General features: G+C 66.4%; 20 protein-coding genes and 1 other RNA gene. 10 read left to right on the top strand and 11 right to left on the bottom strand.

Annotated features, from left to right (window positions below):
• Nucleotides 1-35: 35 nt before the first annotated feature.
• A complete protein-coding gene (locus ACQR0Z_RS29240) occupies nucleotides 36-1415 on the top strand; it encodes an AmpG family muropeptide MFS transporter (RefSeq protein ID WP_434920917.1) in 1380 nt (459 codons plus the stop codon).
• 1 nt (nucleotide 1416) lies between these two features.
• On the opposite strand, the gene ACQR0Z_RS29235 is transcribed toward ACQR0Z_RS29240, so the two are convergent.
• The 6 genes from ACQR0Z_RS29235 to ffs form a co-directional block, all read right to left on the bottom strand.
• A complete protein-coding gene (locus ACQR0Z_RS29235) occupies nucleotides 1417-1797 on the bottom strand; it encodes a hypothetical protein (protein ID WP_434880097.1) in 381 nt (126 codons plus the stop codon).
• 67 nt (nucleotides 1798-1864) lie between these two features.
• Nucleotides 1865-2290, bottom strand: a complete 426-nt coding sequence (locus ACQR0Z_RS29230; protein WP_434921045.1) for a hypothetical protein — start codon at nucleotides 2288-2290, stop codon at nucleotides 1865-1867.
• Nucleotides 2291-2309: 19 nt separating this feature from the next.
• A complete protein-coding gene (gene recR / locus ACQR0Z_RS29225; protein ID WP_008964175.1) occupies nucleotides 2310-2909 on the bottom strand; it encodes a recombination mediator RecR in 600 nt (199 codons plus the stop codon).
• 20 nt (nucleotides 2910-2929) lie between these two features.
• Complete coding sequence (locus ACQR0Z_RS29220; RefSeq protein ID WP_006611474.1) at nucleotides 2930-3250, bottom strand: YbaB/EbfC family nucleoid-associated protein; 321 nt, start codon at nucleotides 3248-3250, stop codon at nucleotides 2930-2932.
• A 76-nt stretch (nucleotides 3251-3326) separates the two neighbouring features.
• Nucleotides 3327-5174 carry a DNA polymerase III subunit gamma/tau gene (locus ACQR0Z_RS29215; protein ID WP_434920916.1) on the bottom strand — a complete coding sequence of 616 codons (1848 nt, stop codon included), beginning with the start codon at nucleotides 5172-5174 and terminating at the stop codon, nucleotides 3327-3329.
• Nucleotides 5175-5320: 146 nt separating this feature from the next.
• Nucleotides 5321-5417, bottom strand: an RNA gene (gene ffs / locus ACQR0Z_RS29210) — signal recognition particle sRNA small type.
• Between the two features lie 148 nt (nucleotides 5418-5565).
• Between ffs and ACQR0Z_RS29205 the strand changes: the two genes are divergently transcribed.
• The 5 genes from ACQR0Z_RS29205 (at nucleotide 5566) to ACQR0Z_RS29185 (ending at nucleotide 9510) form a co-directional block, all read left to right on the top strand.
• Nucleotides 5566-5985, top strand: coding sequence for an HIT domain-containing protein (locus tag ACQR0Z_RS29205; protein WP_434861810.1), 420 nt, complete (start codon nucleotides 5566-5568; stop codon nucleotides 5983-5985).
• A gap of 3 nt (nucleotides 5986-5988) precedes the next feature.
• Nucleotides 5989-6927: an NAD(+) diphosphatase gene (gene nudC, locus ACQR0Z_RS29200; RefSeq protein WP_434920915.1), complete on the top strand. Its 939-nt coding sequence runs from the start codon at nucleotides 5989-5991 to the stop codon at nucleotides 6925-6927.
• Between the two features lie 136 nt (nucleotides 6928-7063).
• The gene (locus ACQR0Z_RS29195; RefSeq protein WP_257170229.1) at nucleotides 7064-7564 is read left to right on the top strand and encodes an Lrp/AsnC family transcriptional regulator; all 501 of its coding nucleotides are present in this window, start codon (nucleotides 7064-7066) and stop codon (nucleotides 7562-7564) included.
• 133 nt (nucleotides 7565-7697) lie between these two features.
• Nucleotides 7698-8024, top strand: a complete 327-nt coding sequence (locus ACQR0Z_RS29190; protein WP_434921044.1) for a hypothetical protein — start codon at nucleotides 7698-7700, stop codon at nucleotides 8022-8024.
• 19 nt (nucleotides 8025-8043) lie between these two features.
• Nucleotides 8044-9510: a methyl-accepting chemotaxis protein gene (locus ACQR0Z_RS29185; RefSeq protein WP_434920914.1), complete on the top strand. Its 1467-nt coding sequence runs from the start codon at nucleotides 8044-8046 to the stop codon at nucleotides 9508-9510.
• A gap of 59 nt (nucleotides 9511-9569) precedes the next feature.
• Here ACQR0Z_RS29185 and ACQR0Z_RS29180 read toward each other — a convergent pair whose 3' ends face one another.
• From ACQR0Z_RS29180 to ACQR0Z_RS29165, 4 genes are all read right to left on the bottom strand, one after another.
• Nucleotides 9570-11069 carry a phosphomannomutase/phosphoglucomutase gene (locus ACQR0Z_RS29180; protein WP_434921043.1) on the bottom strand — a complete coding sequence of 500 codons (1500 nt, stop codon included), beginning with the start codon at nucleotides 11067-11069 and terminating at the stop codon, nucleotides 9570-9572.
• Between the two features lie 134 nt (nucleotides 11070-11203).
• Nucleotides 11204-11701 (bottom strand): TIGR02281 family clan AA aspartic protease, encoded by a 498-nt coding sequence (locus ACQR0Z_RS29175; RefSeq protein WP_434861820.1) that lies wholly within the window; start codon nucleotides 11699-11701, stop codon nucleotides 11204-11206.
• A gap of 160 nt (nucleotides 11702-11861) precedes the next feature.
• Nucleotides 11862-14336: an ATP-dependent helicase HrpB gene (gene hrpB, locus ACQR0Z_RS29170; protein WP_434920913.1), complete on the bottom strand. Its 2475-nt coding sequence runs from the start codon at nucleotides 14334-14336 to the stop codon at nucleotides 11862-11864.
• A 111-nt stretch (nucleotides 14337-14447) separates the two neighbouring features.
• Entirely contained in the window at nucleotides 14448-15767 is a 1320-nt protein-coding gene (locus ACQR0Z_RS29165) for a UDP-glucose dehydrogenase family protein (protein ID WP_434920912.1), read from the bottom strand.
• Between the two features lie 151 nt (nucleotides 15768-15918).
• Between ACQR0Z_RS29165 and ACQR0Z_RS29160 the strand changes: the two genes are divergently transcribed.
• The 4 genes from ACQR0Z_RS29160 (at nucleotide 15919) to ACQR0Z_RS29145 (ending at nucleotide 23222) form a co-directional block, all read left to right on the top strand.
• Nucleotides 15919-16971 (top strand): acyltransferase family protein, encoded by a 1053-nt coding sequence (locus ACQR0Z_RS29160; RefSeq protein ID WP_434920911.1) that lies wholly within the window; start codon nucleotides 15919-15921, stop codon nucleotides 16969-16971.
• Between the two features lie 282 nt (nucleotides 16972-17253).
• Nucleotides 17254-20316, top strand: a complete 3063-nt coding sequence (polA, locus tag ACQR0Z_RS29155) for a DNA polymerase I (protein ID WP_434920910.1) — start codon at nucleotides 17254-17256, stop codon at nucleotides 20314-20316.
• A 947-nt stretch (nucleotides 20317-21263) separates the two neighbouring features.
• On the top strand, nucleotides 21264-22502 hold the full coding sequence (locus ACQR0Z_RS29150) for a glycosyltransferase family 87 protein (protein WP_434920909.1): 1239 nt from the start codon (nucleotides 21264-21266) through the stop codon (nucleotides 22500-22502).
• 84 nt (nucleotides 22503-22586) lie between these two features.
• Nucleotides 22587-23222: a LysE family translocator gene (locus tag ACQR0Z_RS29145; RefSeq protein WP_434920908.1), complete on the top strand. Its 636-nt coding sequence runs from the start codon at nucleotides 22587-22589 to the stop codon at nucleotides 23220-23222.
• 281 nt (nucleotides 23223-23503) lie between these two features.
• On the opposite strand, the gene ACQR0Z_RS29140 is transcribed toward ACQR0Z_RS29145, so the two are convergent.
• A complete protein-coding gene (locus ACQR0Z_RS29140; protein ID WP_434920907.1) occupies nucleotides 23504-24130 on the bottom strand; it encodes a glutathione S-transferase family protein in 627 nt (208 codons plus the stop codon).
• Nucleotides 24131-24196: the final 66 nt, after the last annotated feature.

Below are 24196 nucleotides of genomic sequence, written 5' to 3'. Positions count from 1 at the left end.
TCGCGACAGCCGCGCAAATCTGCTACCACCCGGTCATGACCGCACCCGACGCGACCTCCGACCTCACAGCGAACGCTGCAAAGCCTGACGCCAAGCCCACTCCGACTTGGCGCGAGAGCATGGCCGTCTACCTGCAGCCGCGCGTGCTCGTGGTGCTGTTCCTCGGCTTCTCCTCCGGCCTGCCGCTGGCGCTGTCGGGCTCGACTTTGCAGATCTGGATGCGCGAGCTCGGCGTCGATCTCGGAACCATCGGACTGTTCGCGCTGGTCGGCACGCCCTATACGCTGAAGTTCTTGTGGGCACCGCTGGTCGACGCGCTGCACGTGCCGCTGCTGACGCGCGCGTTCGGGCGCCGCCGCGGCTGGCTGGTGTTCGCGCAGCTCCTGCTGATCGGCGCCATCATGCTGCTGGCGCTGACCGACCCGGCGCACGCGCCGTTCATGGTGGCGCTGGCCGCGCTGCTGGTCGCCGCGACCTCCTCGACCCAGGACATCGTGGTCGATGCGTTCCGTGTCGAGAGCCTGCCGGAGAGCGAGCAGGCCGCCGGCATGGCGGCCTATGTCGCGGCCTATCGCATCGGTATGCTGGTCTCGACCGCCGGGGCGCTCGTCGTGGTCAGCGCGTTCGAGAGCTCGGGGCTGACGCGCCCGTCGTCCTGGATGTGGGGCTACATCGTGATGGCGGCGCTGGTGCTGATCGGCACCATCACGGCGCTGGCCGCGACTGAGCCGGCGCAGTCAAAGCAGGCCGAAGCTGCGATGGGTGCGGACACCGCCCTCACTCGCGTGGCCCAGGCTGCCGCCGGCGCGTTCGTCGAATTCCTCGGCCGCCGCGATGCGCTGGCCGCGCTCGCCTTCGTCGTGCTGTTCAAGTTCACCGACGCCTTCTCCGGCACGATGACCGCGCCGTTCGTGATCGACCTCGGCTTCACCAAGGTCGACTACGCCGCGATCGTGAAGGGCGTCGGCCTCGCCGCCACGCTCGCCGGCGGCTTTGCCGGCGGGTTCGTCGCGCGGCGCTATTCGCTCGCCACGAGCCTCTGGATCGGCGGTGTGGTGCAGGCGCTGGCGAACCTGTCGTTTTCCTGGCTCGCGATCGTCGGCGTCAATCAGTGGGCGCTGGCACTGGCGATCTCGGCGGAGAACTTCACCAGTGCGATCGGCACGGTGATCTTCGTCGCCTATCTCTCGGCACTGTGTAAGAACCCGCTGCACACCGCGACCCAGTATGCGCTGCTCACCGCGCTCGCTGCGGTCGGCCGCACCTATCTGTCAGCAGGCGCGGGCTACGTCGCGAAGGCGACCGGCTGGCCGCTGTTCTTCGTGATCTGCGTGCTGGTGGCGGTCCCGAGTCTCGTGCTGCTCGCCTGGCTGCAGCGGCGCGGACATTTCGATGGTTTGCAAAGCCGCGTCTGAGTTAACGCTTCAGGTCTTGCCGCACCTTGTCGTTCACACGCTCGAACTCCGCGGCGACAGAGTCGCAGGCCGGCTTCACTGCCTCGCACCGAATGTCCATCTCGATGAAGATGTCGTCGCCTTCCTGTACGATGCGGCGGCGAATCGCCGTGGGATAGGCCGTGTGACCTTCGGGTGGAAACGACCAGACGGCGCCTGACTCGAGATCCTCGAAGATGGTCCATCCGGATCGCGTAGAGCGCGTGACGCCCGGTTTGGCCCCCAGCCCGGCCATGGCAGCAGCAACATCGGGATAGCCGAGATCGACCTTGGCGGCTTCCTCGGACACTGCCGCCGAGATTGTCGAAAGCGCCGCTGTAACAAACACCAATCCGACCTTCATCGGCGCTCCCACACAGATACACACCAGTTAAATATAGGGTGCTATTGTAGGGGAGCTTAGCCGAGGATCACCGTTTCACCAAGGTCCACTTCGTCACGACCGCCTCGCTGATCTGCCCGGCATCCTGGGCGCAGGCGATCTCGTCGACCTTCACCGCGATCTGCTTGCCGAGCAGGCCCTTGAGCTGCGAGGCCTGTGCAGGCGTCGCGGTGACGAGCTGGAACGTCTCCGGGCCAGTCTCTAGATTGCATAGTCCGCTCGGCGGCGGCAGGCGGCGCGGCTCGCTGGTGATCTGATAGGCGGCGGTGGGCTGGCCCGGCTTGGCGCCCTTGACCTTCAGCGCGTTCAGCTCGCCCGACAGCACGTCGCCGGTGTTGAGCGGCTTGCCGGCCTTTTGCGCCACCTCGCCCTGCTGGGCGAGCACGGAGGGCACTGAGAGCGCCATCCAAATCGCGCCCAAAGCCAGCCGTTTGCCGAATCCGCAATTCGTCATCATTCACTTCCGTCTGTGCTTAGAACAAGGTCCGCTGCCGCATGGCGGCCGAGAGCGTGCCTTCGTCGAGATAGTCGAGCTCGCCGCCGACCGGCACCCCGTGCGCCAGCCGCGTGACCTTGACGTTCGCCTCCTGCAGGAGGTCGGTGATGTAATGCGCGGTGGTCTGGCCATCCACCGTGGCGTTCAACGCCAGGATGATCTCGGACACTTCCGGCGCATGCGCGCGCTGCACGAGCGCGTCGATGGTGAGGTCCTGCGGGCCGACACCATCGAGCGGCGAGAGCGTGCCGCCGAGCACGTGATAGCGGCCGTTGGAGGCCTTGGCGCGCTCCAGCGCCCAGAGATCGGCCACATCGGCGACGACCACGATCATCGCGGGATCGCGCCGCGGATCGGTGCACACCGTGCAGGGGCTCTGCGTGTCGATATTGCCGCAGGTCTTGCACACCTGGATGCGGTCGATCGCGACCTGCAGCGCAGACGCGAGCGGCACCATCAGCGCCTCGCGCTTCTTGATCAGATGCAACGCAGCGCGCCGCGCCGAGCGCGGCCCGAGGCCGGGCAGGCGCGCAAGCAGCTGGATCAGGCGCTCGATTTCAGGACCGGCGACGGCCATCAGGTCACGACGATCATGAACTAACCGAAGCCGAAGCCCGGCGGCAGGCCGAGCTTGCCGGTGATCGCCTGCATCTTCTCCTGCATCGCGGCCTCGGCCTTGCGGCGCGCGTCGCCATGCGCGGTGACCAGCAGATCTTCCAGGATCTCGGCCTCTTCCGGCTTCAGGAGCGAAGGATCGATCTTGATCGACTTCACGTCCATCTTGGCGGTCATGCGCACGGCGACGAGACCGCCGCCGGAGATACCCTCGACCTCGACATTGCCGAGCTCGGCCTGCATCTCCTGCATCTTCGATTGCAGCTGCGCCGCCTGTTTCATCATGCCGAGAAAGTCAGCCATCGGAGCACCTCGTCATCAGCCTTTTTGGTGAGCATGACCTTTCGGAAAACCGGTTCCCACTTTTCCGGATCATGCTCTAGAAATCATCATCATTGTCGGTATCGGACTCGTCCGGCGGCTCGACAGCACTGGCGTCGGATTCGGGCGGCTCGGGGGCGAGCCGACGCACTTCGATCACTTTGGTACCCGGGAACCGCGCCAGGATCTCCTGCACGCGCGGGTCAGCCTCGGCCGCCGCCTCACGTTCACTCTTGGCGCGCAGGTTCTGCTCGCGCAAGGTTGCCTGACCCTGCTCGTTGGAGACGATCACGGTCCAGCGCCGGCCGGTCCAGTCCTCGAGCTTGCGCCCGAGGTCTGAGACAAGCGAGCGCTGCGCGGTCCGTTCCAGCGCGATCTCGAGGCGGCCGTCCTCGAAGCGCACCAGGCGCACATCCATCTCGAGCGCGCTCTTGGTGATCAGGTCGCGATTCTTGCCGGCGAGCGCAACGAGCTCCTGAAAGCTCCCGAGCCGCAGCGCCGGCTGATCCTGTTGAGCCGGCGCCGGCTGCGACGCCATCGCCTGCGGGCGCATGCCGCCGCCGACCGCAGCCAGCGTCGGCCCCTGCATGCGCGGCGCCTGCATCGGTGCCGAACTCATCACCGGCGGCGCTGCCGCGCTCATGCTCGGCGCGGGTGCAGAGCGTCCGCCGCCGCCATTCGTCACAACAGGCGATCCGCCGCCATTCTGGTCGATCATGCGGATGGCTTCGTCGGGGGTCGGCAGATCGGCCGCATAGGCAATCCGCACCAGCACCATCTCGGCAGCCGCCGCGGGCCGCGTCGCGCCTTGCGTTTCGGCGATGCCTTTCAGCAGCATCTGCCACATCCGCGACAGCACGCGCATCGACAGCTTGGTCGCGAAATCGCGCGCGCGCAGCCGCTCGGTCTCGCTGAAGGCGACGTTGTCGGCAGTGGCCGGCACGACCTTCACGCGGGTGACGAAGTTCACGAATTCGGCGAGGTCCGACAGCACGACCACGGGATCCGCGCCGACATCGTACTGTTCGCGGAACTCCTTGAACGCCGCGGCGATGTCGCCGCTGGCGAGATGATGAAACAGGTCGATGACGCGGGTGCGATCGGCGAGACCCAGCATCTGCCGGACGTCATCGGCGCGAACTTCACCGGCGCTGTGTGCGATCGCCTGGTCGAGCAGCGACAGCGAATCGCGCACCGAGCCTTCGGCGGCGCGCGCGATGATGCCGAGCGCCTCCGGCTCGATGGTCACGCCTTCCTTGGTCGCGATGCCGGCGAGGTGCTTCATCAGCACGTCGGCCTCGACGCGGCGCAGGTCGAAACGCTGGCAGCGTGACAGCACCGTCACCGGGACCTTGCGGATCTCGGTGGTCGCGAACACGAATTTGGCGTGCTCCGGCGGTTCCTCGAGCGTCTTCAGGAAGGCGTTGAACGCCGCCGTCGACAGCATGTGGACTTCGTCGATGATGTAGACCTTGTAGCGCGCGCTGGCCGGCGCATAGCGCACGCTGTCATTGATCTGGCGGACGTCGTCGACGCCGGTGTGGGACGCCGCGTCCATCTCAAGGATGTCCATGTGCCGGCTTTCCATGATCGCCTGGCAATGGGTGCCGAGCACCGGCATGTGGATGGTCGGGCCCTTCACCGAACCATCGGGCAATTCGTAATTCAGGGCGCGGGCCAGAATGCGGGCGGTGGTGGTCTTGCCGACGCCGCGGACGCCGGTGAGGATCCAGGCCTGCGGAATGCGGCCAGTCTCGAACGCGTTCGAGACCGTGCGAACGACGGCCTCCTGGCCGATCAGATCCGCGAAGCTTGAGGGGCGGTATTTGCGCGCCAGGACCCGGTAAGGCTTGGCGGGAGCGTCGGCGCTGTCGGGCGGAACGGGTGGGGCGCCAGCGTCAGTCATCGAGCGATCCGCAAGTGAGTATTCCAGGCCGGCATCGATTGCGGTCGTCGACGCAAACGGCCTCGACGCAATCAACCGGAGTGCGGTCGAGCGCCCGCCCTGCGCGGGGTCCCCGCCAACTTTGCGCGATTCGCTCGAGAAAACAGGTAGGAGACTGACGAGCGACCCGATCCGGACCTCGTTAGGGCTGCTTCCTTCCGGACCTGACCCGGTTGGCGAGTGGCTCGTCCACCGCCAATCTCCCGCTGCCTATTTGGGGCCAAACGGCTCGGAAAGCAAGCGCGAGCTTCGCCGGCCCGGCCCGTCCGTCCGCGGGCTTGTGCCGCAGCTCGGAAAGGCTTTAGGTGCCGTCGATCTTCCCGCCTGACCGCCTTGCCAGGAACACCACCGCATGCCCGAATCAGCCTGGTCGCTGCATCCGCAACTTGCGAAGGACACGATCAATATCGGCGACCTGCCGCTGTCGCGCGTGCTGGTGATCAAGGATGCCAATTATCCCTGGCTTTTGCTGGTGCCGCGCCGCGAAGGCGCGGTCGAGATCATCGATCTCGACGAGGTCGCCCAGGCCCAATTGATGACCGAGATCACGCGAGTCTCACGCGCGGTCAAGGAGATCACCAAATGCGACAAGCTCAACGTCGCCGCCCTTGGCAACATGGTGCCGCAGTTGCACGTCCACATCATCGCGCGCCGCACCAGTGACGTGGCGTGGCCGCGCCCGGTGTGGGGCGTCGCCCCTCCTGTGCCGCACGACCCGCAGGAGGTCGAGAGTTTCATCGGCGCGATCAGGCGCAAGATTTGGCTAGGGTGAGAGATGTCGCCATTCGACTTGTTTCCGCTGGGCAAGCCGGCTTTCGTCGGCCATCCGATCGAGCGCGCCGCGCATCTGCGTTTTCATGACGACAAGCTGTTGGCTTTCGAGAGCAAGCCGTCGACGCGCGCTTACGTGGTGCATCGCGATTCGCTGGTTCTCAAGCGTGACGGCGACCAGCTCCGCGCCCTGCTGTCGATCGACGAAGCCCTGGGCTTTGGCGCCAATCCGGGGACGATCTTCCTCGGCCTGCAGGAGGGCGCGGCCGTGTTCGGCATGGGCATCTCGCCGGCGGCGGTCGAAAAGCTCGCAGGGCGCGACGACGTCTCGGTGACCGAGTTGCGCGGGATGGCGATGCAGGGCGCGATCCCGGTCGACCAGCTAGCGACCATCGCGATGGCCAAGTCCATGGTGTCCTGGCATCAGCGCCACGGCTTCTGCGCCAATTGCGGCACCAAGACCGCGATGCGCGAGGGCGGCTGGAAGCGCGAATGCCCGAGCTGCAAGACCGAGCATTTCCCGCGCACCGACCCCGTCGTCATCTCGCTGGTCGCCTCCGGCGACAAGTGCCTGCTCGGCCGGCAGAAGCAGTTTCCGGCCGGGATGTATTCCTGCCTCGCCGGCTTCGTCGAAGCCGCCGAGACGATCGAGGACGCCGTCCGGCGCGAGGTGTTCGAGGAGTCCGGCATCCGCTGCACCGACGTCGCCTACTACATGACCCAGCCCTGGCCCTACCCGTCGTCGCTGATGATCGGCTGCAGTGCGCGGGCGCTGAACGAAGATATCGTCATCGACCGCAACGAGCTCGAGGACGTCCGTTGGTTCAGCCGCGACGAGGCCCGGCTCATGCTGCAGCGGCAGCATCCGGACGGGCTGGCTGGTCCGCATCCGTTCGCGATTGCCCACCATCTGGTCGGACGCTGGCTCAAGGACGGCGTCTGAAGGCACCCAAACACCATCGCCGTGCAAAATCACCCTCTCGGCCGACCGCATCAGGGGCGTGAATGGCCGATCCTTGCCTTGGAACGATTTTCTCTATATGAGGGTTTCCTGACCTTCATATGGAACAAATTTCTCCATGTCCGACGTCTCCGCCCAGAGCCCCGAAGCCAACCGCCGGCTCGACGCCATCGACCGCAAGATCCTGATGGTCCTGCAGGAGGACGCGTCCCTCTCCGTCGCCGAGATCGGCGACCGGGTCGGGCTGTCCTCGACGCCGTGCTGGAAGCGCATCCAGCGGCTGGAGGCGGATGGCGTGATCCTGCGCCGGGTGGCCCTGGTCGACCAGTACAAGATCGGGCTCGGCATCTCCGTGTTCGTCTCGGTGGAGAGCGCCGATCATTCGGAAGCCTGGCTGAAAAAATTCGCCGAAGCCGTCAGCTCGATGCCTGAGGTCATGGAGTTCTACCGGATGGCCGGTGATGTCGATTACATGCTGCGCGTCGTGGTCGCGGACATGCAGAGCTATGACGTGTTCTACAAGAAGCTTATCAGCGCCGTGCCGCTCAAGAACGTCACCTCGCGCTTCGCGATGGAGAAGATCAAGTCGGTGACCGCACTGCCGGTGCCGCCGGTCTAGGTCAGCCGGGAAGTCCGGCCGATCACTTGGGTCACGCCGCAGGATCGTCGCCGGCCTTGGCCCGGATTTTTACGTCCTCTCCGGTTATCGTTTACCGGAAGTTATCTCCATCCATCTATCTTCAGATGTGATGATGTCCGGTGCAACCATACCTTCGTCGTCGCGCGCCTGGCTGAATGCAATTGCCCTCTTGATCGCGAGCTTCGTCGGGGTGGCAGCGCTGTCGCTGCAGGTACGTCCCGGACGCGAGATCGTAGCCGTCGCCTTTCCACCCTGGTGGAGCGCGCAACAGACGATGCTGGCTACAGCGTCGGCTGACGCCGCTCTCGTGCGCACGACAAATCTATCGTCGCTGCTGGTGGTCCGGCCCGGAGATCATGACGGCTTGGCGCGGCTGCGCGCGGCGGGAGCCTGGCTCATCATCGACCCGCAAGCGGTCTCCGCCTGCCTTACAAAATGATCAATATCGGGGGATGGGAATGACCGGCGAGACCGACGATCTGGCAATTCTCCGTGGCACGACCAGCAAGCTCCTGCTGGCGGTGCTCTGGATTCACGTTCCACTGTCCCTCATCATCGGACTGTCGCGCGGCGACTGGATGATGCCGACCATGATGATGGCCGCGCTCGCCGTCGTGGCGACGCTCTCCTGGCGCAGCGCCGGTGATAACCTGTCGACCCAGCTCACCGTCGCGGTCGCCCTCATGGGCGGCGTGTCCGTGCTCGTCTATCAGATGTCCGGGCATGCGTGGCAGATCGACATGCACATGTACTTCTTCGCCACGCTGGCGTGCCTCGTCGCCTATTGCGACTATCGGCCCATCGTGGCCGGAACCGTCGCCGTCGCGCTCCACCATCTGGTGCTGAACTTTGTCTTTCCAGCCGCCATCTATCCAGGCGGCGCTGATTTCGGCCGGGTGGTGCTGCATGCCGTGATCCTCCTGATCGAGGCGGGCGTCCTGGTTGCGCTCGCGCTCAAGCTCACTCAGCTGTTCGAAACCAGCATGCGCAAGACCGCGGAAGCCAACGCGGCGATCGCGGCCGAAGCGCGTGCCAACGCCGAGCGGATCGAGGCCGAGCACCGTGCCAAGGACCAGGGCGAGGCCGCGCGCCGCGCCCTTGCCGAGGGGTTCGAGCGCAAGATCGGCGGCATCGTCGAGGCGGTGGCAGTCGCCGCGAACGAAGTGCAGAACCTGTCATCCCTGATGAGCCGCAACAGCAGCGAAGCCTCACGCCAGACATCGGCGGCCACCCAGGCCTCACAGCGCGCCTCGACCAATGTCGAGACGGTCGCGGCCGCGACCGAACAGCTGACGGCCTCGATCGGCAGCATTTCCCAGCAGGTGACACGCTCGGCGGAAATCGCCGCCAAAGCCGCTGAGGAGGCGCGCCGCACCAACAGCGTCGTCGAAAGCCTTGCCGCGGGCACGCAGAAGATCGGCGAGGTGGTGACGCTGATCCAGACCATCGCCAGCCAGACCAATCTTCTGGCGCTGAACGCCACCATCGAAGCCGCCCGCGCCGGCGAGCACGGCAAGGGCTTCGCCGTCGTGGCCAGCGAGGTGAAGGCGCTGGCCAATCAAACCGCGAAAGCGACCGAGGAGATCTCCAGCCAGGTGCAGAGCATCCAGAGCGCCACCGGAGATGCCGTCAGCGCCATCCAGCTGATCGGCGGGACCATCGCGGAGATCGACGGGATCTCCAAGGAAATCGCCACCGCGGTCGAGCAGCAGGGCCTCGCGACCGGCGAGATCTCGGGCAATGTGCAGCAGGCCTCGGAAGGCACGCGGCTGGTCAGCCAGAGCATGGGCAGCGTCACGAACGCCTCCAACGAGACCGGCGGAGCGGCGTCCCGGCTGCTGGAATCCGCGAACGGCCTGTCCTCGCAATCGGCGCGGCTCAAGTCCGAGGTCGATCAATTCCTGAAGTCGCTGCGAGCCGCTTAGTTCGCATCGCTGAACGTCGGCGAGCATGCCTCGTGAGTCGGCATGCTCGCGCTGTCGCATCAGATCGTCTGGTTATAGGCGCCGACCTCCGGATGCGTGCGCAGCACGACATTCAAGGCCTCGAACATGTCGTGCATCCGCTGCTCCGACACCGGGCTTTCGACGACGACGACAAGCTCCGGCTTGTTCGATGACGCCCGCACCAGCCCCCAGCTGCCGTCCTCGACCGTGACGCGGACGCCATTGACGGTGACGAGATCGCGGATCGATTGACCCGCCACCTTGCCGCCCTGCTGCTGCAGCGCCTGGAAGTGCTTCACGACGGCATCGACGACGCCGTATTTGACCTCGTCGCCACAATGCGGCGACATCGTCGGCGACGACCACGTCTTAGGCAGCGCGTCCTTCAAATCAGCCATCGACTTGCCCGGCGCGCGGTCGAGCATCTCGCATATCGCGATCGCCGAGACCAGGCCATCGTCATAGCCGCGGCCGAACGGCCTGTTGAAGAAGAAGTGGCCGGACTTCTCGAAGCCGGCGAGCGCTTTGAGCTCGTTGGTGCGGCGCTTCATGTAGGAATGGCCGGTCTTCCAATATTCGGTCTTCGCGCCCTGCGCCTGCAGCACCGGGTCGGTCATGAACAGGCCAGTCGATTTCACGTCGACCACGAACTGCGCATCCTTGTGAATCGCCGACATGTCGCGCGCCAGCATCACGCCGACCTTGTCGGCGAAGATCTCCTCGCCGGAGTTGTCGACCACGCCGCAGCGGTCGCCGTCGCCGTCAAAGCCGAGGCCGACATCGGCCTTATGGGCGAGCACGGCGTCACGAATGGCGTGCAGCATCTCCATGTCTTCGGGATTGGGATTGTATTTCGGGAAGGTGTGATCGAGCTCGGTGTCGAGCGGGATCACCTCGCAGCCGATCGCCTCCAGCACCTGCGGCGCAAACGCACCCGCGGTGCCGTTGCCGCAGGCGGCGACGACCTTGAGCTTGCGCTTCAGCTTGGGACGGTTGGTGAGATCGGCGATATAGCGCGCCGGAAAATTCTCGTGGAACTGATAGGAGCCGCCGCCTTCGTTCTTGAACTCGGCGTTGAGCACGATCTCCTTCAGCCGTGTCATCTCCTCAGGCCCGAAGGTCAGCGGCCGGTTGGCGCCCATCTTCACGCCGGTCCAGCCATTGTCGTTGTGCGAGGCCGTCACCATCGCGACGCAGGGCACGTCGAGCTCGAACTGGGCGAAATAGGCCATCGGCGTCACGGCGAGGCCGATATCGTGCACCTTGCAGCCGGCGGCCATCAGGCCGGAGATCAGCGCGTATTTGATGGAGGCGGAGTAGCCGCGGAAATCATGACCGGTGACGATCTCCGGCTTGACACCGCGTTCGGCGATCAGCGCGCCCAGCCCCATGCCGAGCGCCTGCACCCCCATCAAATTGATCTCCTTGTTGAACAGCCAGCGCGCGTCATATTCGCGGAAGCCCGTCGGCTTCACCATCGGCTCGGATTCGAAGGCGTAGGTGTTGGGGACCAGGACGGGCTTGGGCTTCGGGAACAACATGTAAAATGACGCCTTCTCGGAAAATCGACGATAGAGCCTTACCGAAAGTAGCAAGCAAGCGGAAGGCCACCAGTCGGGATTTATCAAGATGCGTTAAGGCACGCGGCCACAGGATGTCCGGCGTTGGTTTACTACTGCTCCAGCACCATCTGCCCGTTGGCATAGGCGAAGCGCTTCAGCTTCGACAGGAAAGACAGGCCGAGCAGGTTTTCCGACAGCGCCGCGTCCGGCAGCACCAGCGCGTCGACGTCACGGACGGTGAGTTCGCCCAGCTCGACCATCGCGAGCCGGGCCCGCGCGGCCTTGACCGTGCCGTTGGCGGTGGTCACCGTCGCGGTGTAGTCGCCGCGGGCCGGGCGGAGGCCAAAACGGGCCGCCGAACTCTCGTTGAGCGCCACCATCGAGGCCCCGGTATCGACCATGAAGCTGATGCGCTGGCCGTCGATGCGGCCGTCGGCCCGGAAATGACCGCGGCGGTCCGTGGGAATGCTGAGGCTGCGGCCGGCAGCGACCGGTTCCATCGTCGCCGCACGGGCGGAGGGCGTCGCGGCAGCCGATGCGGGCGTTAGACGATCGGCGAGCTGCGCCATGAAGGTGCCGAGCCCCACGAGCACAGCCGCGAAGATCATGATGTTACGCATACAACGCCATCCAACGCTACACCGCCTCCGATTGGAGCATCAAAGCCGCTGGGGGGCGACTGAGGCGGACCGGCTGCCGAAGCCATTTTGGCGAAAACGATGAGTGAAGCGTTAACGCCGGCCAGGCAGACGGTATAATTTGCATCAGCTAGGTCCCGCGCGGCTTGGCGCGCCGGGTCGGCACCGCGCTGGCCGGATCCTCCGGCCAGGGATGCCTGGGATAGCGGCCGCGCAGGTCGGTGCGGACAGCGGCATAGGAGCCGCGCCAGAAGCCGGGCAGATCGCGCGTCACCTGCACCGGCCGCTGCGCCGGCGACAGCAGCTCCAGCACCAACGGCACCGCGCCGCGGGCGATCGATGGGTGGACGTTCAGCCCGAACAGCTCCTGCAGCCGCACCGCGATGGTCGGGCCCTGCTCGGCCTCGTAGTCGATCGCCAGCATGCTGCCGGTCGGCGCCTCGAAATGGGTCGGGGCCTCCTTGTCGAGCCGGGCACGGAGATCCCACGGCAGCAGCGCCATCACCGCATCCGACACATCGCCGGGAGACACCTCCTTCAGCGAAATCTTGTCGGCGAGCAGCGGCACCAGCCAATCCTCGCGCCGCGCGGTCAGGCCCGTATCCGACAGGTCGGGCCAGCTGTCGCCCTCGGCCTTGCGCAGGAAGGTCACCCGGTCGCGCCATTGCTTGGCGGCCTTCGACCAGGGCAGCCGGTCCAGCCCGGCCGCGCAGAGACCATCCGCGAAGATGCGCGCAGTGTCCTCCGATGGCGTCAGCGCCACCGGCGCATCGGCCATCACGATCGCATGCAACTTGCGCCGGCGCCGCGCCCGCAGCGCCATCGCGGTGGAATCAAAGCTGACCTCGTCCTTTGCCTCGATGTGCGCGGCGAAGTGGCGCTCGATGTCCTCGATCGCGAGCGGCGCAGCCAGCAGGATGCGGCCGCTGGCGGCCGTCCCGGTCAGCTCGCCGACGGCGATATAGGGCACGCGCGCCAGCGACGACGTCTGCTCGACCGCAGCGCCGCGGCCATTGGCCAGCACGAAGCTGCCATTGCCGCGATTGCGGGCGACACGGTCGGGGAAGGCGAAGGCCAGCATCAGACCGGTGGTCAGCTCCCCTGCCCCTTGCGACGACGAGGCGGTACTGACCTGCTGCGCCCACCGGCGCGCCATGTCGCGCGCGCTCTGCGCCCGTTGTGAACGGTCGCGGCGGAACTGATCGAGCCTGACTTCGAGATCGACGCTGTCGCCGCCCAGCCCGCGTTCGGTGATGATCGCCGCGATGTCGGCAGCCTGCGCGGCCGCGCCGTGATCGGCGGCATCGACGATCATCCGCGCCAGCCGCGGCGGCAGCGCCAGCGCCCGCAGCCGGCGCCCTTCATCCGTCAACCGGCCGTCGGCATCGACCGCGCCGAGTTCGTTGAGGAGACCACGGGCCTCCTTCCAGGCCGGCTGCGGCGGCGGATCGAGGAAGCTCAAGCTCGCGGGATCGCTGACGCCCCATTGCGCGAGGTCGAGCACCAGCGAGGACAGATCGGCGCTGAGAATCTCGGGCTGCGTATAGGCCGCGAGCGAGGCCGTCTGCGGCTCGTCCCACAGCCGGTAGCAGACGCCGGGCTCGGTTCGTCCGGCGCGGCCGCGGCGCTGGTCGACGGCGGCGCGCGAGGCCCGCACCGTCTCCAGCCGGGTCAGGCCGATATCGGGTTCATAGCGCGGCACGCGGGCAAGGCCGGAATCGACCACGATGCGCACGCCCTCGATGGTCAGCGAGGTCTCGGCGATCGAGGTTGCCAGCACCACCTTGCGGTGGCCCTTCGGCGCCGGCGAGATGGCGCGGTCCTGGACCGCGGCGTCGAGCGCACCGAACAGCGGCACGATCTCGATCGCGGCGTCGTGGACGCGCTCGGCCAGCATGGTCTGGGTGCGCCGGATCTCGGCGGCGCCGGGCAGGAAGGCCAGCACTGAGCCGGCATCAGCGCGTAGGGCGCTCGCAATGGTCTCGGCCATCTGCCGCTCGACCGGTGCATCCGGCTTGCGGCCGACATAGCGCGTCTCGACCGGATAGGCGCGGCCCTCGCTCTCCACCACCGGCGCATCGCCGAGCAGGCTGGCGACGCGGGCGCCGTCGAGGGTCGCCGACATCACCAGGATGCGGAGATCCTCGCGCAGGCCCTGCTGCGCATCGCGTGCCAGAGCAAGGCCGAGATCGGCGTCGAGCGAGCGCTCGTGGAATTCGTCGAACAGCACCGCGGCGACGCCGGTCAGTTCCGGGTCGTCGAGGATCTGCCGTGTGAAGATGCCCTCGGTGACGACCTCGATGCGGGTCGCGCGCGACACCTTCGAGCCGAAGCGCACGCGATAGCCGACGGTCTCGCCGGCGCGCTCGCCGAGCGACTTGGCCATGCGCTCGGCGCTGGCGCGGGCCGCGATGCGGCGCGGCTCCAGCACGATGATCTTCTTGTCCCCGACCCATGGCGCATCGCGCAGCGCCAGCGGCACCCGCGTGGTCTTGCCGGCACCCGGCGGCGCCACCAGGACGGCGGTGTTGCTGCGTTCGAGCGTGCCGGACAATTCGTCCAGCACGGCGTCGATCGGCAGCGGCGTGTCGAAGCGAAGGGGCAATCGATCAACCAATCATCACCCGCCGAAGCGGATGATCCAGTCAGTGCAGATCACCTCGCGGCAATCGGTCGTCGTGCATACTCCGCCTGCGCGGCCCATGACAACGGCGTGTCAGGCACCCGTCACCGACGGACGGCCGACGCTCTCATAGACGAAGCCGTGGGCCGCCATCTCGTCCGGACGATAGACGTTGCGCAGATCGACGACCACCGGATGGACCATCACCTGCTTGAGCCGATCGAGATCCATCGCGCGGTACTGCACCCATTCGGTCACCAGCACCATGGCATCGGCGCCGGCGGCGCAATCATAGGGATCGTCGAAATAGGCGATCTCCGGCAGCTCCTTCTTGGCCTGCTCGATGCCCACAGGATCATGCGCGCGCACCTTGGCGCCCATGTCGAGCAGCCCGGTCACCAGCGGGATCGACGGCGCCTCGCGCATGTCGTCGGTCTCCGGCTTGAAGGTGAGGCCGAGGACGGCGACCGTCTTGCCGCGCAGATTGCCGCCGACGGCATGCGCCACCTTGCGCGCCATCGCGCGCTTGCGGTTGTCGTTCACCGCCAGCACGGATTCGACGATGCGCAGCTGCGTGTCGTAGTCCTGCGCTATCTTGATCAGCGCGCGCGTGTCCTTCGGAAAGCACGAGCCGCCGAAACCGGGGCCGGCATGCAGGAATTTCGCGCCGATGCGGTTGTCGAGGCCGATGCCGCGCGCGACCTCCTGGACGTCCGCGCCGACCTTCTCGGCGAGATCGGCGACTTCGTTGATGAAGGTGATCTTGGTGGCGAGGAACGCGTTCGCCGCGTATTTGATCAGCTCGGCGGTGCGACGCGCGGTGTACATCACCGGCGCCTGGTTCAGCGACAGCGGGCGATAGATGTCGCCGAGCACCTTGCGGCCGCGATCATCATCGGTGCCGACGACGATGCGGTCAGGCCATTTGAAGTCGCGGATCGCCGCGCCCTCGCGCAGGAATTCGGGGTTGGAGGCGACGACGACATCGGCCGCCGGGTTGGTCTCGCGGATGATGCGCTCGACCTCGTCGCCGGTGCCGACCGGCACCGTCGATTTGGTCACGACCACCGTGAAGCCGGTCAGCGACGCGGCAATCTCGCGGGCGGCGGCATAAACGTAGGACAGGTCGGCATGGCCGTCGCCGCGCCGCGACGGCGTGCCGACCGCGATGAAGACGGCATCGGCCTCGGCAACCGGCTGCTTGAGATCGGTGGTGAAATCGAGCCGCTTGGCCTTCACATTGGCCGCGACCAGCGCATCCAGCCCGGGCTCGAAGATCGGGATTTCCCCACGATGAAGCGCGGCGATCTTGCTCTCGTCCTTGTCCACGCAAGTGACCTGATGCCCAAAATCGGCAAAGCAGGCACCGGACACCAGCCCAACATAGCCCGTGCCGATCATCGCAATTCGCATAGAAACCCACCCTTCAAGGTTAATACTTCAGCGTCTTAGACCATTTGCGGCCCAAGGGGAATTTAGAAAACGGCATGACGTTTGGATGACAGCAGGGAGTATTAACGGCTCTGCCCGAAGATGCGGCAGCTCCGCGCCAGAGAGGGACAGCATGACCGCAAATGGCACGCCGCAGACGGTGGGAACCGAGGCGCGCATCGACTGGGTCGACTACGCAAAGGGCATCTGCATCATCATGGTCGTGATGATGCACTCGGTGCTCGGCGTGGAGCTCGCCGCGGGCGAGACCGGCTTCATGCATGCCGTCGTCGCCTTCGCCAAGCCGTTCCGGATGCCCGATTTCTTCCTGATCTCCGGCCTGTTCCTGCCGCTGGTGATCGATCGGGACTGGCGCACCTACATCGACCGCAAGGTCGTCCACTTCGCCTATTTCTACGTGCTGTGGGTGACGATCCAGTTCGGCTTCAAGGCGCCCGGCTTCGCCGCCGCCTCCGGCTGGCAGCATGCCGGCTACCTGTATCTGGAGTCCTTCATCGAGCCGTTCGGCACGCTGTGGTTCATCTACCTGCTGCCGATCTTCTTCGTCGTCATCAAGCTGACGCGGAAGGCCCCGGCGCCCGTGATCTGGGGCATCGCCGCGGGGCTCGAGATGTCGCATATCGTGACCGGCTGGACCGTTATCGACGAGTTCTGCGCCCGCTTCGTCTACATCTATTCGGGCTATTTGTTCGCGAACTACATCTTCGCAGTGTCGGACCGCGCGCGGGCACAGCCCCTGCTGGCCGTCGCCGGCCTGCTGGCCTGGGCAGTGATCAACCAGGGCCTCGTGACGCTCGGCGTCAGCGAGTGGCCGGTGATCTCCCTGACACTCGGCTATGCCGGCGCGGTCGCCATCATCGTCGCCGGCACGCTGCTCGCGCGCGCCCAACTGCTCACCGCGCTCAGGTTCTGCGGCGAGCATTCGATCGTGATCTATCTCGCCTTCTTCCTGCCGATGGCGGCGACCCGCACCGTGCTGCTGAAGACGGGGATCATCGCCGACGTCGGCACGATCTCGCTGCTGGTCACCATCGCCGGCGTGCTCGGCGCGCTCGTGATCTGGCGCCTCGCGCTTGTTGTCGGCGCCCGCTTCCTGTTCGAACGTCCGATCGCGTTCTGGATCGCGCCGCCGAAATCCAAGGCCGTGCTGCAGGCGGCGGAGTAGCGTCAAACTCGGTGTCGTCCCGGGCGAAGACCCGGGACCCATAGCCACCGTCCTCCGTGTTGGGCATGCTGTGGCTCCAGCTTGCCGCCTCATCACCGCCTGGGCGTATGGGTCGCGGGTCGGCGCCCCGCCGGCGCTTCGCGGCGTCGTGGCTTGCCCGGGACGACGGCGGAATATGACGCGCCTGGCGAGCGCTCCACAGCCACCGATTTGCGTGGGGAACGCGCCGGAATCTGCCGTTCCCAGGGTGTCAATCCCCGCCAAATTCCCTACATTGCGGCCATGCCCAAAGCTCCCCAGAAAGCCGCCGCCACGCCCTCCGCTCCTGTGCCCGCCACCAAGAGCGCGGCCAAAGGCGACCATGTGTTCCTGGTCGACGGCTCGTCCTACATTTTCCGCGCCTATCACGCGCTGCCGCCGCTCAACCGCAAGTCCGACGGGCTGCAGGTCAATGCCGTGCTCGGCTTCTGCAACATGCTGTGGAAGCTGTTGCGCGACATGCCCGAGACGGACCGGCCGACGCATCTGGCGATCGTGTTCGACAAGTCCGAGGTCACGTTCCGCAACAAGATCTATGCCGACTACAAGGCGCACCGGCCGCCGGCGCCCGACGACCTGATTCCACAGTTCGCGCTGATCCGCGAGGCCGTGCACGCCTTCGACCTGCCCTGCCTGGAGCAGGCCGGCTATGAGGCCGACGACCTGATCGCGACCTATGCGCGGCTCGCCTGCGAGCGCGGCGCCACCACCACGATCGTGTCGTCCGACAAGGACCTGATGCAGCTCGTCAACGACTGCGTCACGATGTACGACACCATGAAGGACCGTCGCATCGGCACCGCCGAGGTGGTCGAGAAATTCGGCGTGCCGCCGGAGAAGGTGGTCGAGGTGCAGGCGCTGGCCGGCGATTCCACCGACAACGTGCCGGGGGTGCCCGGCATCGGCATCAAGACCGCGGCGCAGCTGATCAACGACTATGGCGACCTTGAGAGCCTGCTGACGCGCGCATCCGAGATCAAGCAGCCGAAGCGGCGCGAGGCGCTGATCGAGAACGCCGAGAAGGCGCGGATCTCGCGCCAGCTGGTGCTGCTCGACGACAAGGTCGCCCTCGATGTGCCGCTCGACGACCTCGCCGTGCACGAGCCCGACCCGCGCAAGCTCATCGCGTTCCTGAAGGCGATGGAGTTCTCGACGCTGACGCGGCGCGTCGCGGAGTATTCGCAGATCGATCCGGCTGACGTGACGGCGGACGAGAATTTCAAGAGTAAGGCGGGCACTGCTCTCTCCGTTCCCTCCCCCCTTGTGGGGGAGGGTCAGGGAGGGGGGTCCCCCACGGGCGGTCCCTCCGGAGCACCCCCCTCCCCAACCCTCCCCCACAAGGGGGGAGGGAGCCCCAAGAGTGGTGATCCGCGGACGGACAAGTCCGCGATGAGCAAGGGCACGCCGGCTGGACTCGCGGAGTCGAGAGCTGAGGCGGCGAAGAGCGCGCGGATCGATCGGGACAAGTATCAGACGCTGCGGACGCTGCCCGAGCTGAATGCCTGGTTGGCACGCGCGCATGATTTCGGCCGGATCACCATCGAGGTCAAAGCGAGCTCGATCGATCCCATGCAGGCGAACCTGTGTGGCCTGTCGCTGGCGCTGGCGCCGGGCGAGGCCTGCTACATCCCGCTGGCGCATCGCCAGTCCGGCGACGGCGGCGGCCTGTTCGACGCCGGGCTGGCGCCGGACCAGATCAAGGAGAGCGACGCACTGGCCGCGCTGAAGCCGGTGCTGGAATCCGCGGGGCTCTTGAAGATCGGCTACAACATCAAGTTCACCGCCGTACTGCTTGCGCAGCATGGTATCACGCTGCAGAACGTCGACGACATCCTGCTGATGAGCTACGCTCTCGATGCCGGGCGCGGCTCGCACAAGCTGGACTCGCTGGCCGAGCACGTGCTGTCCCATGCCTTGCTCAGCGAAGGCGAGCTGATCGGCAGCGGCAAGAACAAGCTGACCTTCGAGCAGGTCGCGATCGACCGCGCTACCGCGCATGCGGCCGAAGCCGCCGATGTCATCCATCGCGTCTGGCGCGTGTTGAAGCCACGGCTCGTCGCCGAGCGCATGACCGCGGTCTACGAGACCTTGGAGCGGCCGCTGGTCTCGGTACTCGCGCGCATGGAGCGGCGCGGCATCTCGATCGACCGCCAGGTGCTGTCGCGTCTGTCCGGCGATTTCGCCCAGACCGCGGCACGCGTCGAGGCCGAGCTGCAGGAGCTCGCCGGCGAGCCGATCAATGTCGGCAGCCCCAAGCAGATCGGCGACATCCTGTTCGGCAAGATGGGGCTGTCGGGCGGCACCAAGACCAAGACCGGGGCGTGGTCGACCTCGGCCTCGATCCTCGACGACCTCGCCGAACAGGGCAACGATTTCGCGCGCAAGATCCTGGAATGGCGGCAGGTCTCGAAGCTGAAATCGACCTACACCGATGCGCTGCCGACCTATGTCAATCCGCAGACCCACCGCGTGCACACCACCTACGCGCTGGCGGCGACCACCACGGGGCGGCTGTCGTCGAACGAGCCGAATCTGCAGAACATCCCGGTGCGCACCGAGGACGGCCGCAAGATCCGCCGCGCCTTCATCGCAACGCCCGGCCACAAGCTGGTGTCGGCGGACTATTCGCAGATCGAGCTGCGGCTGCTGGCGGAGATCGCCGACATTCCGGTGCTGAAGCAGGCCTTCAAGGACGGGCTCGACATTCACGCGATGACGGCGTCTGAGATGTTCGGCGTGCCGATCAAGGACATGCCGAGCGAGGTGCGCCGCCGCGCCAAGGCGATCAATTTCGGCATCATCTACGGCATCTCGGCGTTCGGCCTCGCCAACCAGCTCGGCATCGCCCGCGAGGAGGCCTCGGCCTACATCAAGCGCTATTTCGAGCGCTTCCCGGGCATCCGCGCCTATATGGACGAGACCCGCGAGTTCTGCCGCAAGAACGGCTATGTCGTCACGCTGTTCGGCCGCAAGTGCCACTACCCGGAGATCAAGGCGTCGAACGCCTCGGTGCGCGCCTTCAACGAGCGCGCCGCGATCAATGCGCGATTGCAGGGCACGGCGGCAGACATCATCCGGCGCGCGATGACGCGGGTCGAGGAGGCGCTGGCCGCGAAGAAGCTCTCGGCGCAGATGCTGCTGCAGGTGCATGACGAACTGATCTTCGAGGTGCCCGAGGACGAGGTCGCGGCCACCTTGCCGGTCGTGCAGCACGTCATGCAGGACGCCCCCTTCCCCGCCGTGCTGCTGTCGGTGCCGCTGCACGTCGACGCGCGCGCGGCGGACAATTGGGACGAGGCGCATTGAACGGATTGTACGGCTCTTCCCTACGTTGCTGACTGTTTGTGGAAGCCCGGCCGCATCGCCAGCCACTTCCGTCGTCCCGGCCTTGAGCCGGGACCCATACCCCCAGGGAGCGGTTCGAGGCACGCTCGCCGTTGGCCCTTTGCCCAATACGACCGCCGCAGAGTATGGGTCCCGGATCGGCGCCGTGCCGTGCTGGCGCGCGCCACGGCTTGTCCGGGACGACGGCGGAGTGAGAGGGCGCATTCACGGTTCAAACAGCTAAGGACATGAAGGCCACGGCTTCGCTGTCTCGCGGCACATCATGCCCGAGGCTTGCGATTGGTCCGCCCTCGCAAATCGTGCAAAGGGCGCAGGGAAGGCCGGACCTCGACTGAGGCCCGTGGCCCGCCTGCTCAAAAGAATGCAGGCGGCAGGTACCACAGGTTCAGCCGGACAGACCCGGCCCTCCCTGCGCGATGGGTTTAACGGCTGCTCCGCGCTCTCCTCGGGGACCGGCTTGTTTGCCCCCGTCGCCTCGACGACACGTCTTGTCACAGATCATGTCGCAGCGAGGCTTGGCGCCAGCATCGGGGCGCCAGGACCACACGGCTTGACCGTCCGCAGGCTGCCAATCGTCCAGCGCGAAAGCACCTGACAGGCCCGCGGCCACCGCTCCCCGCCTCTACGTATCGTGACGACGCGTACGTCCCTCTGCACGAGGACGGGATGCGCGGAGTAGAGCATGATTTCTGAAAAATAGCAATCTAAATTTCCGAAGGATCGATGCGGGGGATTGCCCACCGATCGCGGCCGCGCGGCCCGCGGCGGCTTTACCTGTCGTTAGGCACGATGGGATCGTCGCCTGATCATCCCGACCGCTGGTAACGCGGCGTGCAGCCGTTTGCTGCCAGAATTCGACGGGCACCGCGCCCGAGCGATCACGTGGGCCACCCACACATGCCACGATCATGCCGAAGCCGCCGAACACCCTGACCTCGCTCAGCTCCATGACCGCGATCGCATCCGCAGCTCCCCCCACGGCGCGCGACCGGCGCGCGATCCTGATCGGCCTGGCTGCGCTCGCGCTCTACAACGGCGCCTATCTCGTCAGCTGGGTGCTGTCGACGCCGCAGCCGGCGTTCGGCGACTTTTTCGGGCTGTGGTCGTTCGGCAAATATGCAGCACTCGCAGGCGCCGGCATCTACGATCCCATCGCGCTCGCCAACTACCAGCAGACGCTCGATCCCACGCTCGGCGGCGGCGGCTTCCCCTACCCCTATCCGCCGACCTTCCTGCTGGTGATGGTCCCGCTCGGCCTGCTGGCATTGCCCGTGGCCTATGTCTGCTGGATCTCGGTCACGTTCGCCCTGTATGGCCTCGCGACGCTGGGGCGTGACTGGCGCTCGATGGCCGGCCTCGCGCTGCTCGCTGCGCCGACGAGCTTGATCAACGCGATCACCGGCCAGAACGGCTTTTTGTCCGCGGCGCTGATGATCGGCGGCTTGCGGCTGCTCGCGAGCCATCCGGTCGTCGCAGGCAGCCTGCTCGGCCTGCTCGCCTACAAGCCGCAATTCGTATTGCTGATGCCGATCGTGCTGCTGGCCTCGCGCAATTGGCGCGCCATCCTGTCCGCCATCGCCACGACGATGATCGTCGTCGTCGTGACCAGTGCTGCGCTCGATCCCTGGATCTGGCTGCAATGGATCGCGAGATTTTCGGACTATCAGGCGCAGCTCGGGGCCAACCAGGCCAGCCTCGACCACATGATGCCGACGGTCATCGCCGGACTGCACGAACTCGGCGCGCCGCCGCCGGTTGGCCTCATGATCCAGCTGATCCTGTCGCTCTCCGTCGTCGCGCTGGTGTGGAAGGCCTGCCGTCGCGGCATGACGGAGCAGGCGATCGCGCTGGTCGCGGTCGGCAGCATCGTCGTCACGCCCTATGCGATGATCTATGACATGCCGATGGTCGCGGCCGGGATCGCGATCCACTGGACGGCGCGGGTCGAGGCCGGCGCGCCAATTGCGCCGCTGGAGATCGGCCTGGTGATCGCACTCGGAGTCTGTTTGCTCGCGATGATCACGCACAGCCTCCCTCTGGCCGCGGCGCTGCTGCTGGTGATGCTGGTGCTGAGCATCGCCGGCGTGTTCGACCGTGTCCGCCGCAGCATGCCCGAATTCAACGCCGCGCCGCCTTCGGCCGGCTGATTGCTCTCGGTGCAATTGATCGGATGACGGTGAGCGATCGGCTGCGCTAAGCATCGATCGGCAATTCTCCTCGTCGGACCGGTCATGCCGCACTCATCATCCCTGCTCGCCTTTGCCCTCGTCTCGCTCGGCATGGTGCTGACGCCCGGGCCGAACATGATCTATCTGATCTCGCGCTCGATCACGCAGGGCCACGCCGCCGGCCTGGTCTCGCTCGGCGGCGTCGCCGTGGGCTTCCTGGTCTACATGCTGGCCGCGGCGTTCGGCATCACCGCGCTGCTGTTCGCCGTGCCCTTCGCCTATGACGCGCTGCGTCTCGCCGGTGCCGCCTATCTGCTCTATCTAGCGTGGCAGGCGGTGAAGCCGGGCGGACGCTCGCCGTTCCAGGTGAAGAAGCTCGCCATCGACAGCCCGCGCAGGCTGTTCCTGATGGGGCTCGTCACCAATCTTTTGAATCCGAAGATCGCGATGCTGTACCTGGCGCTGCTGCCGCAATTCATCGACCCCGCCGCGGGCAGCGTGCTGACGCAGTCGGTGGTGCTCGGCGCGATCCAGATCATGATCAGCGTCAGCATCAACGCTGTCATCGCGATGGCCGCGGGATCGATCGCGCTGTTCCTGGCGACACGGCCGACCTGGGCGCTGGTGCAGCGCCATCTGATGGGCACGGTGCTCGCCGGGCTCGCGGTGCGCATGGCGCTGGAGGCGCGGCGGGGGTAGCGGTTCTCGCCAGCGAACCAGCGACCCTTCCGGCTTGTGGGCCCCTCTCAACCCTCACCCTGAGGAGACCGCCCTAAGGGCGGTCGTCTCGAAGGGCGAGGCCACCGGCGGGGCCTCATGGTTCGAGACGCGCCGCGAGCGGCGGCCTTGCCTCGAATGACAGAATGGGCGCGTCGCTCCTCACCATGAGGGGCGGCTTCCGAGATCGGCGCCGCACGTTGGTCATCAGCCGCGTGTTCAGGGAGAGGGTCTGGCAGCGAACGCCGCACCGCGCCTTTCGCTCAATCCAGCTTCGCCTCCATGCCGCGCTTGACGGCGGGGCGGGCCATCAGGGCGTCGTACCAGCGCTTGACGTGGGGGAAGTCGGCGAGGTCGACCTTGTGGCGGGGGTGGCGCCAGGCCCAGCCGAGGATGGCGAAATCGGCGATCGAGAGCGGGCCGGCGACGAACTCGTGGGCGGCCAGGCGGCGGTCGAGCACGCCGTAGAGCCGGACCGTCTCGGCCATGTAGCGCTTCAGGCCGTAGGCGCGGTCCTGCTCGTTCTCGAGCGCGATGAAATGGTGGACCTGGCCGGGCATCGGGCCGAAGCCGCCCATCTGCCATATCAGCCATTCATACACCGGGACGCGCTCGGCGAGGGACTTCGGCAGGAACTGGCCGGTCTTCTCGGCGAGATACAGCAGGATGGCGCCGGATTCGAACACGCTGACCGGCTTGCCCTCCGGGCCCTCGGGATCGACGATCGCCGGGATCTTGTTGTTCGGGCTGATGGCGAGGAAGGCCGGCGCCATCTGGGCGCCTTTGGTGATGTCGACCGGAATGACGCGATAGGGCAGGCCCATCTCCTCCAGCGCCACCGAGATCTTGCGGCCGTTGGGGGTGTTCCAGGTGTGCAGCTCGATCGTCATGGGGCGTCCTTCTGATGGTCCTTGCCGATTATCCTTGCGTGGGCGGCGGGCTTTCCATTAGCTCGA

The organism is Bradyrhizobium sp. HKCCYLS3077 (assembly GCF_051167555.1).
Classification (GTDB): domain Bacteria; phylum Pseudomonadota; class Alphaproteobacteria; order Rhizobiales; family Xanthobacteraceae; genus Bradyrhizobium.
Note: the sequence above shows the minus strand (reverse complement) of the source record. Positions and strands in the feature narration are given on the sequence as shown.